The organism is Pristimantibacillus sp. PTI5, from assembly GCF_048572955.1.
Lineage (GTDB): Bacteria > Bacillota > Bacilli > Paenibacillales > Paenibacillaceae > Pristimantibacillus.
On the sequence record NZ_CP183886.1, the window covers coordinates 636,853 to 655,116 of the forward strand.

The 18,264-nt window shown below is 47.9% G+C and carries 11 protein-coding genes; 3 read left to right on the forward strand and 8 right to left on the reverse strand.

Annotation, left to right across the window (positions count from 1 at the left end):
* Positions 1-2: 2 nt before the first annotated feature.
* From ACN6MW_RS03155 to ACN6MW_RS03190, 8 genes are all read right to left on the reverse strand, one after another.
* Complete coding sequence (locus ACN6MW_RS03155; protein ID WP_419874187.1) at positions 3-2,879, reverse strand: FtsX-like permease family protein; 2,877 nt, start codon at positions 2,877-2,879, stop codon at positions 3-5.
* 150 nt (positions 2,880-3,029) lie between these two features.
* Complete coding sequence (locus ACN6MW_RS03160; protein WP_419874188.1) at positions 3,030-4,097, reverse strand: efflux RND transporter periplasmic adaptor subunit; 1,068 nt, start codon at positions 4,095-4,097, stop codon at positions 3,030-3,032.
* Positions 4,051-4,788: an ABC transporter ATP-binding protein gene (locus ACN6MW_RS03165; protein WP_419874189.1), complete on the reverse strand. Its 738-nt coding sequence runs from the start codon at positions 4,786-4,788 to the stop codon at positions 4,051-4,053. The genes ACN6MW_RS03160 and ACN6MW_RS03165 overlap by 47 nt, the downstream gene beginning before the upstream one ends.
* 399 nt (positions 4,789-5,187) lie before the next feature.
* Entirely contained in the window at positions 5,188-6,723 is a 1,536-nt protein-coding gene (locus tag ACN6MW_RS03170; protein ID WP_419874190.1) for a glycoside hydrolase family 43 protein, read from the reverse strand.
* Positions 6,724-7,014: 291 nt separating this feature from the next.
* Entirely contained in the window at positions 7,015-8,007 is a 993-nt protein-coding gene (locus ACN6MW_RS03175; RefSeq protein ID WP_419874191.1) for a hypothetical protein, read from the reverse strand.
* A 366-nt stretch (positions 8,008-8,373) separates the two neighbouring features.
* Positions 8,374-10,008, reverse strand: coding sequence for a response regulator transcription factor (locus ACN6MW_RS03180; RefSeq protein ID WP_419874192.1), 1,635 nt, complete (start codon positions 10,006-10,008; stop codon positions 8,374-8,376).
* Positions 10,001-11,749, reverse strand: a complete 1,749-nt coding sequence (locus tag ACN6MW_RS03185) for a sensor histidine kinase (RefSeq protein ID WP_419874193.1) — start codon at positions 11,747-11,749, stop codon at positions 10,001-10,003. Before ACN6MW_RS03185 ends, ACN6MW_RS03180 begins: the two co-directional genes overlap by 8 nt.
* An 84-nt stretch (positions 11,750-11,833) precedes the next feature.
* On the reverse strand, positions 11,834-13,501 hold the full coding sequence (locus ACN6MW_RS03190) for an extracellular solute-binding protein (RefSeq protein ID WP_419874194.1): 1,668 nt from the start codon (positions 13,499-13,501) through the stop codon (positions 11,834-11,836).
* A gap of 364 nt (positions 13,502-13,865) precedes the next feature.
* On the opposite strand from ACN6MW_RS03190, the gene ACN6MW_RS03195 reads away from it, so the two are divergent.
* The 3 genes from ACN6MW_RS03195 to ACN6MW_RS03205 are packed head-to-tail and all read left to right on the forward strand — an operon-like array spanning position 13,866 to position 18,222.
* The gene (locus tag ACN6MW_RS03195; RefSeq protein WP_419874195.1) at positions 13,866-15,659 is read left to right on the forward strand and encodes a histidine kinase; all 1,794 of its coding nucleotides are present in this window, start codon (positions 13,866-13,868) and stop codon (positions 15,657-15,659) included.
* A 12-nt stretch (positions 15,660-15,671) separates the two neighbouring features.
* Positions 15,672-17,255: a response regulator gene (locus tag ACN6MW_RS03200; protein WP_419874196.1), complete on the forward strand. Its 1,584-nt coding sequence runs from the start codon at positions 15,672-15,674 to the stop codon at positions 17,253-17,255.
* Complete coding sequence (locus tag ACN6MW_RS03205; protein ID WP_419874197.1) at positions 17,230-18,222, forward strand: sugar ABC transporter substrate-binding protein; 993 nt, start codon at positions 17,230-17,232, stop codon at positions 18,220-18,222. Before ACN6MW_RS03200 ends, ACN6MW_RS03205 begins: the two co-directional genes overlap by 26 nt.
* Positions 18,223-18,264 lie beyond the last annotated feature (42 nt).

Below are 18,264 nucleotides of genomic sequence, written 5' to 3' on the forward strand. Positions count from 1 at the left end.
GGTTACTCCTCTCCCAGCTTCAGCGCTTGGGCAATCCGGGTCCTCGACAGGCGGTAGCCGAGAATCAGCAGGCCGATCGTTAGCATGACCCCGACAATGCTGTAAAGCTGCACGTAATCGCTGAGCTGATAAGTGATCTCGAACGGCGGCACCTGCTCGGCGGTCGAGAAAGACATTTCGAACAAGGGAACAAACATTTCGCTGACCAAGTTGCCGATAAACACGCCGATGATGACCGCCGCACCCGAGGTGAACAATTGTTCGCTGACCAGCATGCCAATAATCTGCCGGAATGGAATGCCCATGGCCCTCAGCACCCCGTATTGGAGCGTCCTTCCCGATAGGGTCAGCACCCAGAACAGCAAGAAGCCGAAGAAGCTGATCAGCATGGAGATCACAAAGCCCAGCGTCATGACGCCGTTGATTGCCAGCCGGAAAGGATCATTCTTTGACAAGATCAGCTCCTGTATCGCATCGCGAAGGCCGGCAACCGGCACTTTTTTCTCAGCCAGTTGGTCATAGATCACCTGGCTGGATACGCCGTCATTCAGCTTAAGCCAAACCTCATAGGGCTCGACCGCAAGCCGGTTCTGGATCGTGCCCAGATGTCCGACGATCAGATGAGACTCTGCTGCCTGACCGTCTTTCGCGTCTCCGCTTGCCGGAAGCGGATTCCAGCCCGGCCAGTAGTCGATAATCCCGTAAACGGTGAACTGTGCCTGGTCGAGTCCATCCCAGGAGACACGGATCGGATCGCCTGGCTTGATCGCTGCCGCATCGGCGAGCGACCTTGAGATCAGTACAGCCTTCGGATTCGGCGCTATCAGATTCAGATAACTGTTGATGGGATATTCAAGCAGCCCATTCTTCATCCAGGCCGTCTTGCCGAAATCCAACGTATCGATGCCGAATAGCACGGTCTTTCCGGTCGTGCCGTTGCTGCCTGCACTGAACCTGACCGCTTCCTTCTTGAACACTCTAGCGACCGCTTCTACCCCCACCAGCTCCTGGATTGGCTGGAACGGCGGCTCGGTATACTGGATCCGCCTCGTTTCCGCGATGCCCGTTTCGGTTTGCGGCTGCTGCGTAGAGCCTGATGACATCGGAGGAGGCGCGTCGCTCTTCCACCGCATGGTCAACGCCATGTCGGCGCCGACGGCGTACTGGATCTTGCTCTCCATATTGTCGTTGATCGTCCGGGCCGCATTCGCGCTGAAGAGGCCGGTCGCCACCGTCATGATCAGAAACACCTTGATGGTCAAATACTGCCCGGACGATCGGCTGATTTGAACCAGCGTATTGTATAACGCCGGCGACCACCATCTGCGGCCTGCCCAATAGATGAGACGGATGAACCACGGGTACACGCGCAGCACCAGCAGACCGCCTCCGAGCGCAAACAGCGCCGGCATTAGGAACAGCAGCGGATCAAGCTGCAGGGCGTCTGCATCAAGTGCCAGCCGCTTCAAATCCTCCTGCCGTTTGTTGAAATTGTACAGCAGATAGACCGCCAGACAGACGAGTATGACATCGAGACCGGTCTTATGCCAGAACGACATCTTGGTCAAGCGTGCCATTTGCTGCTTGTGACCCACGATGCTTGTCCTCGTCGCCAGGAAAGCCGGAATCAGAATAAGCACAATCGCCACGCCCACAGCAATCGCCGCGATCTTATAGGCGGTGCTGGTCAGACTGACTTCAAGCGCCGATCGCTGGACGAACTCCAGGAAACCGCTCGAGGCGCCCAGCACCTTCGTGAACGAGATGCCGAGGAAAGGTCCCACGGCCAGTGCGCTCAGCCCGAGGAACAGACTCTCCAGCGCATAGGCCATCATGATCTGCAATCGGCTGGCTCCACGGCTGCGGAGAACGGAAATTTCCGTCTTTTGCCGTTCGATGATGAGATTGGCAGCCATATACAAATAGAAGGCCAGCATCAGCATGACGGGGGAGTAAAGGGACAGCATCAATACGTCGAGCTTCGCTTGCTTTCCCCGATAAGATCCAACCGTCTCAATTGCCGGGATATTAATCTCTTCAACCCCGAGCCGTCCTCGGAAATAGCGGCGGATATCCGTGTTGGCTGCGATGAATTGATCGATATTGTCGACATTCAGCTGTTCATAATTCAGGGCGAAGCGCCATTCCAAGTCGGTTAACCTCGTCTTGCCGCCTTTCGTAAATTCGCGCTCGAACTGCTCGAACGGGATAATAAACCCGTCTTCGGCCTCGGTCGTCAAATACGGCAAATAGGGGTCGCCGGCAGGATCCGTCTCGATGATGCCGACCGGAATGACGCGAAAGCGGCTCCGGTCCCCTTCAGGCGATTCCGCAACCAGCTCCTCTCCGAGACCGCGCTTCGTTGCAAATAGAAATTTCTGGGTGACAAGCGCTTCGAAAACGCCGTCCGTTCGGTCAACCGGCATCCGTCCGTCTATCAGCCGCAAGCGCTTCTCCATACCGGACAGAGATTTAAAGCTGCCTGCCGTTTTCTGCGACTGCTTCTCTTGATCCGAGGCGTCGGCACCGTACACCTTCATTTTTTGCGTGAACCGCTGCTGGTAGAACGACATCGCCGCAAGCCCCGCCCTGTCCGGGATCGTCTGCACAAAACGGTCAGCCCGTACAAGCGCCTCAGAAGTCTCTTTATCCTTTGTTGATGAAGAAACGGTCGTACTAACCCTGACGAAGCCCGGGTAAACGGCGCTTTGACTCTGCACCTGCTGGAGTTCTTTCAACAATGTCTGCTGCAGGATGGCTTCGGAATAAAGCGGCATAGAGCTGAACAGGGCCACGCATACGGTAAGGCCAAACCACAGATTCAGCTGCAGCCATTTGTTATTTGCCATTTTGCGGAGAATCATCGTCCATAAGGCCATACGTATACCCCATTCTTGCGCCCGGTCAGTCCGGGCATTATTGTTCGACTCTAAAAATTAATATAGTTCAAATTTTATTTGCGCTTAGACTTCACCTTGAAACGTATGCTGAGCCTTCAAAATACGGCGTCAGCCATTTACGCCTTGCGTTTAATTGTTCAGGATGACCTTCTCGCCTTCCTCCAGCCCGCGAACGATCTCCACTTCGGTCGGTGTCGTTAATCCCACCTCAACGTCGACCTCCTTGCGCCGATCGCCCTCCGCGACCTGTACGTAGCTGCGGCCCATATAGGAGCGGATCGCCGATCGCGGAAGCAAGATGACGTTCTCGCGCTTCTGCAGCTCGATATTGAGCTCCGCGCTATGGCCAATCTGTACCCCCTCGGGCTTATCGTTCATGCCTATAATGATGGTCACCGAATTGCGTTCGGCCTTCGCATCGTCAGCGCCGAGGGGCACGTTAGAAGGAGATTGCAGCACTTTCCCTTTATAGTCCTTGCCCTTATACTTCAGGCTGACGGGCATACCCGCTTCTACCGGAAGCAGGTCCTTCGAATTTGCCGCTTTATAAGTCAGCTGCATCTTGGACGGATCCGCGATGGTTACGATGGCTTGATAGGCGTTAATAAAGTCGCCTGCATTGAGTGATTCAGCGAAGGTTACGATCCCTGCAATCGGCGCGTACAGCTGCGATTGGCCGAGTCGCTCCTCCATGGAATCCAGCATCAGCGATTCCCGTTCCAAATCGATCTCCCGCAGGCGCAGATCGGTTGCGTTCGCGCCGGAAGCCCGCGCCTGTTCATACTGCAGACGGGCGCGCTCCACGCTCAGCCTCTGCAGGCGGATCTGAAGTTCCAGGTCGCCCGTCTCCAGCTGGGCGATCATGTCGCCGGCTTTCACTTCTTGGCCGACCGTCACGTTGATGGATTTCAACCGCCCGCCGGATTCCTTGAAAGAGAGCGTATCCATGCTGGAGGACACGAAATTTGCCGTTCCTTTGAGAAACGTCTGAATGTTTCCTTTGGCTGCGTCCACGATGTCTAATTCTTCCTCGGCCGGCTGGACAAGCGGCGGCTGAAGCGACGCCTCCTCCAAGGGGAGCAGCGAGCAGCCCGTAAGCGCCAGCATTGCGGCGAGCATTACGGCAACGTGCTTGACGCGGGGGATCAGACTATACAACCGGTGTTTCATGAGTCGTCTGCGATACAATTTTTCCATCCTCCAATGCGATAACGTAATCGGCAAGCTCCATAATGCCCGGGTCGTGCGTCGTCAGAACGATCGTCATGCCTGACCTATTCACAAGATCCCGGAATACGCGGATGACCTGCAGTCCCATCTTGCTGTCCAGCTCCGCGGTTGGCTCGTCCGCGATCAGCAGCGAAGGCTCGTGCGCAATCGCACGGGCGATCGCCACGCGCTGCTGTTCGCCGCCGGACAGCTCCGTCGGCCGGTGCTTCATCCTCTCCCGCATGCCGACGCGATCCAGCGCACGCTCCGCAGCCTCGCGGTTGCCATTGACCGGGGTACCCGCGATACGCAGCCCGAACTCCACGTTCTCGTAAGCAGACATTAACGGAATCAGGCCGAACGACTGGAACACCAGGCCAATCTCCTTGCGCCGCAGCGCGCTGCGCTGCGCGCCGGAAAGTCCGCCAATCTCCCGTCCGCGAAGGAACACTTGGCCCTCCGTCGGCTCGTCAAGCGTGCTGAGAATATTCAGCAGGGTCGTCTTGCCGGAACCCGACCGGCCTTTGAGCGCTACCATAGACCCGGCCGGTATGGTCAGATGAATGTCCGCCAGCGCGGTGACGGCGGTATTGCCTCTGCCAAAGACTCGTTTAATGCCGGTTGCCTGCAGGATCGTTTCGCCACTTGCTTCTATCATTCTCTCTACCTTCGCAGACATCGCGATCCCCCTCCAGTTCATCTAATTGTTGATGCAGTAAAGTCATGTCACCATGGATTTAAAACCGATCCGATACTAACACTCATAATTTTAGCGCTTTCATTTAGCGAACAATACCCGTTCGTTTCTTGTTTATTCACCTTACAAATAATAGGTTTAATGAGCGATAAGCCGTCCTTTAGGAGCTCAACTCGTGAGCGCAATTGTCCGTTTGGCCAAATGGATGCTTACCGCCAGCAATTAAAAAGAACTGCGCCGTGTGAGCGCAGTCCCTCAAGCATATCGGTGGTTTTCGGTTTTCAATGCCATGCGTCCACGCTAGTCTTTCGATTGTTGCAGTCCGGCGCCAGTCGGATCATCCGACTGCCGCCTTCTACGCTCGCTATTGGTTCTGGCAGTTTATTTACTAAACTGCCAGGCGCCCATTTTAAATAACTCCATACCCGGCTTTCCATTAAACAAGAAATATAGATCGTGAATGCCCTCGGCAACCGAGACTTCCGTTTTTGCTTCGACCCATTGATCCCACCCGTTCGTCGAAGGCACGGCAAGCGTTCCGATCAGCTTGCCTTCGGGATCATCCAAGCGCAGCTCTATGCTGCCGCCGTCCTCCGCGCTCGCAACCCATGCCATAAACGAGGTTGCCCCGCTGCCGAAGTTTACTTTTGAAACCGCCGTCCACTCCCCGTTGCCAATATCGGAGACAGCCAGCTTAACGGGCGCTTGCTCCTTGTCATCCGTCAAGAGAGGCTGCATGTTAATCCCTGCGCTCCACGCTATCGTCCCCGCTTCAACGCGGACAAACGGATTAAAATCCTTGATTTGCTCTACGCCTTTCATATCTGCGGCGATTTCCCCAATGGAACCGTCTTCGCTAAAGAATACCTTGTTCAGATGAGTCGAACGGTAGCCCTTTGGAACACCCATTGCTTTGGATAAGGTCTGCGCATGGTAGGCAATGTACCAAGCGTCATGGAATTGGAAAATAACATGATGGTTATTGCCGCCAACCCCGAAGAAATGTCCCGGGTTCTTTAATATCGTTCCTTGGTACGACCATGGTCCCATTGGGCTGTCGCTCGTCATATAGGCAATCTCACCAGCTGGCGGGCTTCCTTCCGGACGGGCGCCAGTGTAGAAATTCGAACAATAGGTATAGTAATAAACGCCGTTGTATTTATTGATACCGGCATCCTCGAACATAAAGGGAGCCGGAATTGACGCCGCTTCGCCGACAACGCCGATCATATCGTCGCTGAGCTGCATGACGCGCGCGGTATTCGGCATTTCATCTTTCCCTTCCGGAACGCCCCCGCCGAAGTAGATATAGGCTTTGCCATCGTCGTCTACCATTACGGCAGGGTCAAAGAGCCAGGTCACATCCGCCGCGGCTGGCATGGATCTCGATATGAGAGGCTTCCCTATCGGGTCCACCCACGGTCCGATCGGACTGTCGCTTGATAATACGCCGATGCCGCTGGCATTATTGGCAAAGTATAAGAAAAACTTATCTTGTCCGTTAATTACTTTGTGTGCGGCTGCAGGCGCCCATGATTGCGTCGCCCATTTTGCCGCGCCTTCCGGGCCTGCAGTTTTGATCTCGCCGTGATCCGTCCAGTTTACCAAGTCATCGGATGAAATGACCGACAGCTTGTTAATGTTGCCGTAACTATTGTCTTTGACGTTGCCATCCCCGTCATATTCCAACACGTCGTTCGTATTGTACAGATACACGCGATCCTTGAATACCAATGCATACGGATCCGCGCCGAATTTATGGGAGACAACCGGGTTTCCATTCGGAGGGAGCTTCCCGATCGCCCCGGCAAGCGGAGCGAAGCTTACTTTGGAAACGGCGCCGCTAACGTCATACGAGTCCGTTTGGTTGTCGGAGTAACCGATCTCCATGCTATTCACTTTAATTTCTTCATTCATGACTACTGTCAACTCCCGATTAAGTTTTAATCTAATGGTTGCCTCTTGCCCTTCCTATATGTAAAAAGTGTAACGCTTACACATAGAAGCAACAACCTGACGATTGCTGATAAATTACCTGTCAATCTATAGGTTTTTAGGTATAAACATAAAGAAAACCTGTTGAGGTTTCTCAACAGGTTCTCATCTTGCCGGCCTTTTCAATCGCTCTTTCCAGCAGCGGTGAAGGCATTAAGACTACTCTAACTTTTATGTTTGGTACAGCTTTCGGGGGGCTGACCGGTTTGGCGGTTAGGTAAATAGGCTATCAGGAACGTAATAAACTTTCTGCGTGTTTGTTTTGTTTACTGGGTCTGTAACTATCGTAAAATAAACGTTACCGTTTTTTGTCTGTACACCCTCGATCTCATGGGTTCCCACGTTTGTAATATTCACAAGGGTTTTGTATGTTCCTATGTTTGACATCATAGCAATCTGCGGGGTATCTCCTTCCGCCCCGCCTGACGTATAGATTTCCGTATTATCGAGCATATCAGCACCCTGGAAAGACCCGTTCGGTCTGACTATAGCACTGCCCGACTGCGTAAAGCTGGTAACGCAGGCACCTACCGCCGCCGCACTGTCCATTCGCACCTGTTCATTGCTGTCAAGAAGCTCGTTCAATTTTACCGTGTCATAAATGGACCAAGTTACGGTTCCTTCTGCCGTTTGTATGCGGAAGACCGTATGGGTACTGTTGCCGCCGGCATCAACGCGGTATGTCTCGCCTAATCTTGTACCGGTCTTATTGGCGTAATTCATATAGGTAAACCGATGAAGATCCGTATAATCATATGTCGCGCCGGGCGAGTATTGAAGCCTTGCTGCCTGGAGCGACCAGTAATACGATGTTGAAGGATCCGACTTTGAACTGAAATAAAAGTAATTTATACCATTGTATGAGTACATGTCTAAGGTTTGGCAATGTCCGGCATTGGTGACGGTCATTTCATCAACGTATGTTGCGTCACTTCCGTTTATGAGCAGCCTTGAAAGATAGCAGGTCCCCCCAGACCGCTGAGTTACGTAAAGATACGTGGAAGCGATGTAAGCTTTCTGAACAGCTACATTGTGATTAAGTCCTTTGAGATTATAAGCGAGTGTTGCCGAAGCGTTAACCGTTTTCACAGGTGTTGCCGCATATATCGGCAAAACAGACATCCCCCAAATAAGAATGGAGAGAACAAGAGTGGTTAGTAATTTTAATTGCCTTTTAATAAGGTTCGATGCTTGAACTTGAAACATACGGATACCTCCATTAAAAATAATAATAAAATTGGACTACTGTCATTGGGCTGCCACCGAAAACTGTACAAAAATAAAGTTATAAGTTCAACCTCGACCCTCCTCGTTATCTCTTCCTATCTAAGTGTATAGGTTTGTTGTTAATTCGGGGTTAAGTTTGTCTAAAGGTTATATGAACTCGCACTACTATTAACAGAACTTACGAACCTATCACGAACTCATAGAAAAAAAGATTATTTTCCAATTTATCATTTTCTCGGCTCAAAAAAAATGACGCACTTCGGATTTCTCCTGAAGTTCGTCACTCAAAAAATTGAAAAGCTTTAATCATCCTATACCTAAACGCAAACTCACCATGAACGTAACTCATTCGATTACGGATAAACTGTCGCGGTATTCTTGGGGTGTCAATGCCGTTGCTTTTTTGAAAAAACGGGTAAAAGAGTGGGCTGCCTCGTAACCGACGAATGAAGCCACTTCCCGCACCTTCAAATCTCCGTCTCTAAGAAGATCCTTTGCTTTTCTTAATCGGCATTTATCGATATACTCGGATAAATTAATCCCGCGCTCCTGTTTGAAAAAGCGGGATAAGTATGACGGATTAAAATAGTGGATTTCCGCCAATCGAACCAAAGACAAGTCCTCGCTTAAATGCTCCTCGATGAATTGGCAAATCCGCTCGATGACGTGAGAAGCTCTGTCTCGTTCATCCTTGTGTTTGAATTTAAATATCTCGTCTGCGATCTGTTTAAGATATTGGAATCCCTCTTTCATGGAGGCATGGTCATCCAAGCGCATAAGCTTTCCGTTATCCTCGATTTGACTGTGCAGCCCCATTCGGTTGATGTAAGAGAGCAGGACAAGCGCGATTGAATAATACCCTTCGATCGTTCGCTGGACTTTTCCGTTGGCCAGAAGCATGGATCTCGACATTTCTTCTAAATCATTGAAAAATTCCGCCGCTCTGCCTGCCTCAAGATGCGCCTCCATGATCTCGGCTTTATGGCTCGGCACAAATCCTTCTTTAATAGATGAGCTATTGAATTGATCGGAACGGTCCATTAAGATCATGGAAATGCCGTCTCCGATTTTTAACTGCTGAAGCTGTCTAAGCCTCTCATACTGCGGGGTTACGTCTCCCCACTCACAGGAAGCGCCGCTTATCGTAAAACCTATCGTCAAACCAAGGGATGCAAGACAGGCTTCTTGGATCAGCTCCAGCGTTCCCTCCAAATAGCGCATGAAATGATTGTTGAACTTTTCCTCGGAGTGCATCGAAGTCTGAATGAACCATACGATGTCCCCGTACTTATCCATGATTCCAATGCTTCGTGTCTGATTCGTCATAAAGGAATTCCATATAATTCTAGAGGAAGCAAGGATTTGGCTTCTTTCGGTATAGGAAGCAGCAGTGGGATACGATAAGCGGCCAAGGGCCAGCATGACTGGCGATTTAGGATCCACACTAATATTTAATTTATTAAAATCTTGGACTAACGCTTCTTGATTTCCATAAAAACCATGGCTCTCTTGCAGGAAATGCCTAAAGTAATCCCCTTGCGCCATAAATTCAAGCGTATCCTTTTGTTCGCGGGATTGCTCCAATAATTCATTCAATTGAATGCCGTGATTTAATTCCTGCATGACTTCTTGCACGGTTTGGGTTACCTTCGCATACCCTTCCGTTTTCAACAAATACCTAACATTTGGCATTTGAATGGCTTTATAGGCATAGTCGAACTCACTGTATCCGGTTAGAAAAACAATTCTGCATCTTGGCCAATAAGTTTGAATTTCTTCGGTTAATTCCAAACCGCTCATCCCGGGCATGCGAATGTCGGTTAAGACAATATCGATTCTCGTGCGGGACATCCAATTTAACGCTTCTTTACCGGAATAGGCTTTGCAAATATCCAGCGTTTCCGGCATGAGTTGATTAAACACTTCGTATAGACCATCCGTAATAATTTCTTCATCATCGACGATTAACAGTCTATACATCCCAAATCTCCTCCTGCAGCTTGATTCGAATCACGACTTTCAGGCCGTTCAGCTCGCTCCTAGATAAAAACAAGCCGCTTCCTTCCCCGTAGGTTAAAACAAGGCGGCGATGAATGTTGATCACGCCCGTCATTTCATAGGATTCATCAGTAGGATCCAGCCTCCCCCTTAATGCTTCGATCTCGGAATCGCTGATGCTGTCTCCGTTATCCTCTACTATGATTCGAGCCTCGGCGTAATCCATCTCGAACGAAACGCGAAGCAAGCCTTCCTCTATCATTTTCTCGAGGCTATGCTCGTAAGCGTTCTCGATTATGGGCTGTATGATTAATCTGGGTACCTTGATTTGTTCCATTTCCTTCGGTAAGTCATCAAATTGTACACGAATGCGCCTTGAGAACCGGAGTTTTTGTATTTCCGTATACATTTGGGAGTGTCTCGTTTCTTCCGACAATAAAACATGGTCTTCCCCGTTTCGGGTAATAAACCTGAAATACTCGCCAAGCATGTTGGTAAACAGTTCGATGCGATCAATATCCCCGGTTTTGGCCAATGAGTTCAGAATGAAGAAGCTGTTATACAGAAAATGCGGATTAATTTGGGATTGCAGCTGCTTTAGCTCCGCCTTTTGCATCATCATTTTTTGTTTGAAATCCTGATCAATAAGGCTTTGCAATTTCGTAAGCATATGGTTGAATCTTGTATACAAATAACCAAATTCATCTTTCTTTTCGTGTTCGATTCGAATGTTTAATGCGCCTCCTTCCATCCTTTTAAAGCTCTGGACGAGAGACAGCAGCGGTTTATGGATAATCTTATAAGAAGAATAGGAAAAGATAACAACGGCAAAGAATGAAGTGATGGCGAACACCCAGGCCCATCTATAAAAAATGCTCAGAGGTCTTTTTACGGTTTCTTCAGGTAAATACGTCGCGACGGTAAGTCCCAGTTTCTCGGAATTGGCTTTATTAAAATGATACTTTTTTCCATTCATATTCAATAAAAAAGTGTTGCCGTTTGATGCATTCGCTGCTTTCACGTCGTCCTTGATAATAGGGTTAGTTTCCTTTTGGCTTATTAATGTAAATCCGGTCATATCCGAGAAAAGAAAAGAGCCGCTGTCCGGATAAATGTTGATCTGTTGCAAAGAATCCCTTAGCCTCTCCGTGTCCAATTCGATCTCGACAAGGAATAAAGGTTCCTCTCCCTTTTTCCCGCTTTGTTTAGAGGCACTGAGATGAAGCGTATTATTCCAATTCATAAGCCGGTTTTCATTTCCGCCGGCATTGGAACGAAAATAATCGAACCTTTCCGAGTCAAAATCATAAATCGCATTAACCGCCGAGACCGTTTTGTTAATCGTACGGATATGCACATAGATATCTTTAATGTACGGACTGTTATTTTGGAATGAAGTAAGCCGATGCAGCAAGTAGTTCAAACTTGACCTTCTTTCAGCGTTGTCCATCATCCCCCAAGTGGCAGCGAGCCTATTCAGCTCGCTATCCTCCAATATATCGAACTGCTGAAGCTCCATCCAAACGATTTCACGGTTTAAACCTTCTAAATAATAAGTCAGCTGCTTAACGGTAGCTCTCGATATATCTTGGCTTGCATTTTTGTAACTCCAGTTATACAGATACGCCCCTAGTAATATGATGGGGAGTATCACGATGAGATAAGTAAAGACCAGCCGGACGAAGATTGTATTTCGAATTGATATGGCGGGAAATTTAAGCAAGAAAACGCCTCCGTAGCCGCTTTAAAGTATGTTTAAAATGTTTAAGCTGTTTGCAGACAAAGCCAGAGGTTGTCCGCCTCATCTTCACTTGCCGTCTCTTCCTGCAAACCACTGGTTTACCTCTGTTGTCATCTTATCTCCGCCCAACTTATGCCATTCTTCAACAAATTGATCGAAATCGTCGATAGGCCTGCCAAGAATGATATTAACAAAAGTCTCGTATTGAAGATTATCCAGAATGGCTTGTTTCTCGATCATCGTTTCCGTGGGGGCTCCAACAAAACTTTCGTACAAAAGCTGGTTATTCTTTTCGTATTGGTCAAGGATCGCAAAGGCACCTGAAGGACCATATGTTCGTTCCCAGCCCCACCCTGACTCCTTATTCTCATTTCCGGACAGGTACATATCAATGCTCTTCTGTATGGCCCTGGCTTCGTCCTTTAACACGGAAGCATCCCCGGTCCTGCGGGCTACCTCCAGTTGTCGGAATGCCTCCAGGTTTTTCCTTGTCGGATAAGGGGTTACAGGGGAAAGCTGCCACACTGGGAGCGGTGAGCTATAGTAGGTTTCGTATTCAGACGTTTCTCCCCAATTCTTCTCAAGGTGTAAATTAAAAAGCTTTACGATAGCTTCGGGATGTTCATAATCTTTCCTTACGGCAAGGAACTGATAAGTGCTAAACCGCAGCGGAACCTTAGGCGCTTCTCCCGATACGGAAACGATTGGAAATGGTTGCCATTCCGCATCTGGATCGTTCTCGCGGCTCACTTGAACCAAAAACGACCCCCATTGCTCCCCGTACAGCATTCCGATCTTACCGGCAGCGACTTGCTTTTCCACTTTGACGCCGTCCTTTAAACCGAATTCGCTATCAATTTGACCCTCCCGATACATATCCTGCAGTGTTTTTAATGCCGTTTTCACTTCCGGTTGTATTCCTCCGTATACGAGTTTACCGGAATCATCCTTGATCCATATTTTTGGGAACGCATTATAGCCTGCCATGAATGCTGTCAATCCCATAACGGGATCCCACAAATATTGCGTAATCGCTAGACCAAACGTATCATTTTCTCTGTTCTGATCCGGATCTTTATCTGTAAACGCTTTCGAAATCGCCAAAACGTCATCCATGGTTTGGGGCGGTTTCATACCGAGCCGATCCAACCAGTCCGTTCGGATCCACAAAAACTGAGCTCCATCAATAGAAGAGTTTGTTTCGGGTATTCCCATCAGCTTTCCATCGATCGTGGCCGTATCGAAAGGGCCGGTTCCTTCTTGGCTAAGAGTTTGTTTGGTAAGCGGAGTGGCGTATTTCTCGTAAACATCGGATAAGTCTTGTATTAATCCCGAATTGCTGAGCAGTCTGAGCTGCTGCGCGTTGACCCTTACGACTTCAGGTATATCTCCCGAAGCAAGCGCAACACCTAGTTTCTGCTGATAGAGATCGCCCTTGGCGATCCAATCATATTTTATTTTAATGCCAAGCACCCGTTCGTAAAGGCGGCTCCAAGTATTGTCCTCCAACGTTTGTCCTGGCAATTCGTTTAATAAATTTTTCAGACCGGCGCCGTTTTCCCTCACGAAGGTGACTTCAATCGGCGGATCATACTTGCTTAATCCTAGGTCTTGATACTCGGTCACGTGATCGTTCCCATCAGGAATATGATTATTCGTACTGTCGCTTTGACTGCATGCCGATAAAATTTGAACAGACAATAATGCAGTAAGCATGAGCTTGGCCTTATTCATTATGGGTACCCGCAACAGACCTAACCCCATTTCACATATAATGATAGCGACAACCGTAACATTACAATTATCCAAATTGCATCCTGATCCTACAAGACACATATCTTTATTTCGTTACCCAATCTTTACTGATTTTTTTCAAAATAATATCCCACAAAGGCATTTTTTTCAGTAGTTGATCAATCGATCGTTTTTGATCTAATATAAATTGGGCTCTCTTCTTCACGGTGAAATCGAATGTGTACAATTTTATTTAAAAGTTGTATTTTTTATCGACAATTCCATTTCCTCCTCTCAACTCACTGGTTTTGATATATGATGTAATTGCAATATGAGTTAAGGCCTAATAGAAAGGAAAAAGAGTATGAAGCTCATACAACGCATTACATCGAGCCTGCGTGCAAAGCTGCTGGTGATGTTTATTATTTTGACATCAATCCCGCTGCTCGTGGTTGGTCTTGTATCCTATCAAAAGTCTTATCATACCGTATCCGATCACAGCAAGGCTTCCACCATACTTGTTGCGGATCAACTGGTCCGAAACATCGATGTGCTTTTTCAGGATACGCTAAAGCTGCTAGAGCTCGGAAATAATCCGAAGGTTCTTCATTTTCTGATCTCGCAATCCGAAACAAACGCGGAGGCCAAAGAGATCGTACGTACCTTTGAGATGTACCGTGATACATACAAATACGATAGCGTACTGAACATTCAAATGGTCAATCTCTACGGTAAAGGAATCAGCGAGCGTAGAGGTCTTTTTCAACTTGACCATAATCCTCTCAGAAATCCGCATTTCGTTCAATTGACGAATGATCCGGGTCTTGTACTAAAGGTACCTCCGTCCTCTTCCTCCGAGTTCGATAGGTTGGACGGCTTTACATACCCTGACAAAAGCGTCATTTCCATTATTGCACCAATCCAGCAGCGTATTACAAACGAAGTGATTGGTTTTATCGTCATCGACCTTGATGACTCTATTATCGAGCAATTTTGCGATAATGTCACCATTGGCAAAACAGGCTTCTTCTATGTGCTGGATCCGCAAGGAGTTCCGATTTTCAAGCCTTCCGCCGGTGAACAGAATAACATCCCTACGGGGAATGGAATGCCAAATACATTTACTAATACTTCTGGCAGCTTCGTCCAAACGATTGATGGAAATAAGAAACTCGTCGTTCATGTAAAATCGCAAACAACGGATTGGACCATCATTGGCATGGCACCTTTGCGGGAAATCATTTTCGAGGCGAATGAAATTAGGCTGCTAATCATTGCCAGCGTAATCCTTAGCGCCGTTTTTGCAATTGCCATTTATATATCTCTGACACAAAGGCTGACTCGGCCCATTCAGATCCTGAAAAATAAAATGAAGCAAGCCGCGAGCGGCTATCTGGAAGCAAAGGTAAAGCCTGCCGGCCATGATGAGATTACGGATCTTAGCAACAGCTTTAATATCATGCTGGAAAACATTAAGCTGCTTCTTGAAAAAAGCATTCGCGAGCAGGAACAAGTTCAGAAAGCAGAGCTGCGAACGCTGCAGGCGCAAATTAATCCTCATTTTTTATATAACACGCTGGAATCCATCATCTGGATGGCTGAATCCGGCAAAAATGAAAGCGTAATCAAACTAGTGAAAGCGCTGGCGCGGTTTTTTCGGCTTACGCTCAATAAAGGGAGAGAATGGATTTCGTTAAAGACGGAACTTGAGCATGTACAAAGTTATTTAACGATTCAGCAAATGCGGTATCGGGACATCCTCTCCTATGAAATTGACGTACCAGCGGAACTGCAGGTATATCCGATGCTTGGCATGACGCTGCAGCCTCTTGTGGAGAATGCTCTGTATCACGGCATCAAAAACAAAAGAGGCATGGGGCATATTCGAATAACCGGGTATGTCGAGAATGAGAGAAATATTATTTTGAACGTCGAGGATAACGGGATAGGCATAAATCCCGAACGGTTAGCCGAGCTAAGACGTCAGCTCGAACTGCCCAAAGAAGCCGAACTGCCCGATAAACCTGGCGAAGGCGGGTTTGGTTTAAATAATGTGCATCAAAGGCTTCGTCTTTATTTCGGCGATCATTACGGCCTGCAAATAGATAGCATCGAAGGAGAAGGAGCTCGTATCTCCCTCCGTATACCAAAGAAATAAGGAGGCAGCACCATGAAAAAAGTGATGTTGATTGATGATGAAATCTTAATTAGAGAAAGCATTAGAAATTGCGTGGATTGGGAGCAAGAGGGTTTTATCTACTGCGGCGATGCCCCCGATGGGGAAATGGCACTGCCTCTTATCGAAGAGTGGATGCCGGATATTTTAATTACCGATATTAAAATGCCTTTTATGAACGGACTCGAGCTTAGCACGATCGTTCGTCAGCGTATGCCGGATATCAAAATAGCTATTCTTACAGGACATGACGAATTCCATTATGCCCAGTCCGCTCTACGAATCGGCGTTGAGGATTATTGCCTCAAGCCTGTTGGCGCGTCGGATTTGATTGAAATGCTGCACAAAATTAGCAGAAGAATTGATAAGGAACGCCAAGACAAAAAGAAGTTAGCTTATACGAGTGATAAATTGCTTTCCGACCTGTGCGGCGGCCTGATCAGTACCTCAGATGCCATTGAAACCTCAGGCAATATTTCAATTAACTTAATTGCACGCTACTATGCCGTTGCCATCATTGACATTCGAGTTCATGAGTCCGAAGAATCGTTACGTACTGAGCAAGTGGAGCATGTCCTTAAAGGACGAATGGAAAGCTTGATTACCGGCTTTTCTTACAAACGCAACCGATCGGAAATGATTTGGATTATTAAAGAAAACGATAAAACCGCCATATCCGAAGCCATGAACATCATGGTCAATAAGCTCCGGTATGAGCTGCAGGAACTATTCAACTGCGATCTGTCCATAGGAGTAGGAAGCATTCAAGACCGTCTCCAAGGCATACACAGCTCATTCTTGGAAGCAGATGACGATAAAAACCTGCAACGGCTTTCCAATCAAAACAAATTGGCCTTTAAAGACTTTATTAAAGCCTCTTCTATCAGCAATATCTTATTGGATCGCAATCTCTTCGTTGATTTCATGAAAATAGGTAGTTCCGTAAAGGCTGAACCATTCGTAAATGAATTCGCAGCCGAGCTCAGGAGTCTGGATTGGCAATCATCCATGTATGGCTGCTATTTGCTAAACGATATTACACTGGAGGCTTTCCGTGTCGCAAAGCAAAGCTTCACGGCTTCAAATCATACTTCCGACACGATAAAAGAGCTCCAACAACAGATTAGAGAGATTTCATGCTGGGAAGATTGCGTGCGATATCTGCTTATTTTACTGGACCGTTTGTGGCTGTGGCGATCTAAAGGCTCCGACCAATACGGTGCGCTGATCGCCAGCGTCAAGCAATTCATTAATGAGCATTACAACGATGATCAATTGTCACTACATGTCGTATCTAAACATGTAGGGGTCAGTCCCAGTCACTTAAGCAAAGTGTTCAGTCAAGAAACGAGCCAAACGCTAACGGAGTATTTAACGCAATCCCGAATCCGCAAAGCGAAGGAGCTGCTTAAAACGACTCGCAGAAAAACGTTTGAAATCGCGTTTGAGGTCGGTTACCACGATCAGCATTACTTCTCTAATATTTTCAAAAAAGTAACGGGGATGACGCCGATGGAGTTTAGGCGTCAAGGCAGCACAAATGAGAAGCTGCATGTTACGGAAGACGGTGGAAAATAACATGCTGCTCCATAAACGACGCAGTTGGTTTTTTATACTCTTGCTCCTTGCACTGTTTACAGCGAGCTGCCAGCCGGCTCCTCCAACAAGCCAGGTGAACTCATCAGAGCCCAGCATCATACCTTCCGATAGGGATCGTGTATTCGGAATCATCTTCCCTATGGCCTTTCCAGCCTATGAGAAAATAACCGAGAATGCGGAGGAGACCGCAAAAGCGGCCAATATACGACTATTAGTATCTGCTCCCGATGAAGCCAACCTGGAGCAGCAAATTCGCATTATGGAGTCGATGATCAAACAGAAGGTTGACGGTATCGCTATCGCGCCCGTGAACCCCGAAGCACTTGCCCCCGTCATCAATAAAGCGGTAGAACAAGGCATACCCGTCATCTGCTTCGAGACAGACTCGCCTGGCAGCAAAAGGCTCAGCTATATCGGCTCCGACAACTACGAAACAGGCAGACAACTCGGTAAAGCAACGGATCTCTTGCTTAATGGAAAAGGGATGGTTTTGGTAGGAACGGGCATGCCGGAAATGGATAGTCTAAAGGAAAGGCTTGAAGGACTTCTAAACTATTTAAATGATGAGACGGAAATAGAAGTGTTGGAGGTCCGTTACAATGACGGCCGTGAAGATCTCGCCATAACGGAACAAGAGGAAATGATTAACGCACACCCGCATTTCAATGCCTTCCTCAGCCTTGATTTCGTGTCCAGCTCTGCTTCCATTTTAATCTGGAAAGCCTATGGGTTAAATAGGCATGTCCTCAGCATAGGAGCTACGCCGAAGATCGAAGAAGCACTGCTTAATGGCCAAGTGACCTCTATTATTTCGCAATACGAAAATCAATGGGGTCGAAAGATTATAGAAGCTCTTATGAAAGTAAGTGAGGGCGAAATCATTCCAGAGATGATTGATACCGGGATTTTAAAACTTGAAAAAGGACCCCAAGATGATCAAAGATGAACTTAGGTTCACCTTTTATCTTTTTGGGGTCTTCCTTTAGCT

Coding starts and splice junctions, on each gene's coding strand:
- ACN6MW_RS03155 (WP_419874187.1), bottom strand. CDS start 2,879: ATGGCCTTATGGACGATGATTCTCCGCAAAATGGCAAATAACAAATGG.
- ACN6MW_RS03160 (WP_419874188.1), bottom strand. CDS start 4,097: ATGGAAAAATTGTATCGCAGACGACTCATGAAACACCGGTTGTATAGT.
- ACN6MW_RS03165 (WP_419874189.1), bottom strand. CDS start 4,788: ATGTCTGCGAAGGTAGAGAGAATGATAGAAGCAAGTGGCGAAACGATC.
- ACN6MW_RS03170 (WP_419874190.1), bottom strand. CDS start 6,723: ATGAATGAAGAAATTAAAGTGAATAGCATGGAGATCGGTTACTCCGAC.
- ACN6MW_RS03175 (WP_419874191.1), bottom strand. CDS start 8,007: ATGTTTCAAGTTCAAGCATCGAACCTTATTAAAAGGCAATTAAAATTA.
- ACN6MW_RS03180 (WP_419874192.1), bottom strand. CDS start 10,008: ATGTATAGACTGTTAATCGTCGATGATGAAGAAATTATTACGGATGGT.
- ACN6MW_RS03190 (WP_419874194.1), bottom strand. CDS start 13,501: ATGAATAAGGCCAAGCTCATGCTTACTGCATTATTGTCTGTTCAAATT.
- ACN6MW_RS03195 (WP_419874195.1), top strand. CDS start 13,866: ATGAAGCTCATACAACGCATTACATCGAGCCTGCGTGCAAAGCTGCTG.
- ACN6MW_RS03200 (WP_419874196.1), top strand. CDS start 15,672: ATGAAAAAAGTGATGTTGATTGATGATGAAATCTTAATTAGAGAAAGC.
- ACN6MW_RS03205 (WP_419874197.1), top strand. CDS start 17,230: ATGTTACGGAAGACGGTGGAAAATAACATGCTGCTCCATAAACGACGC.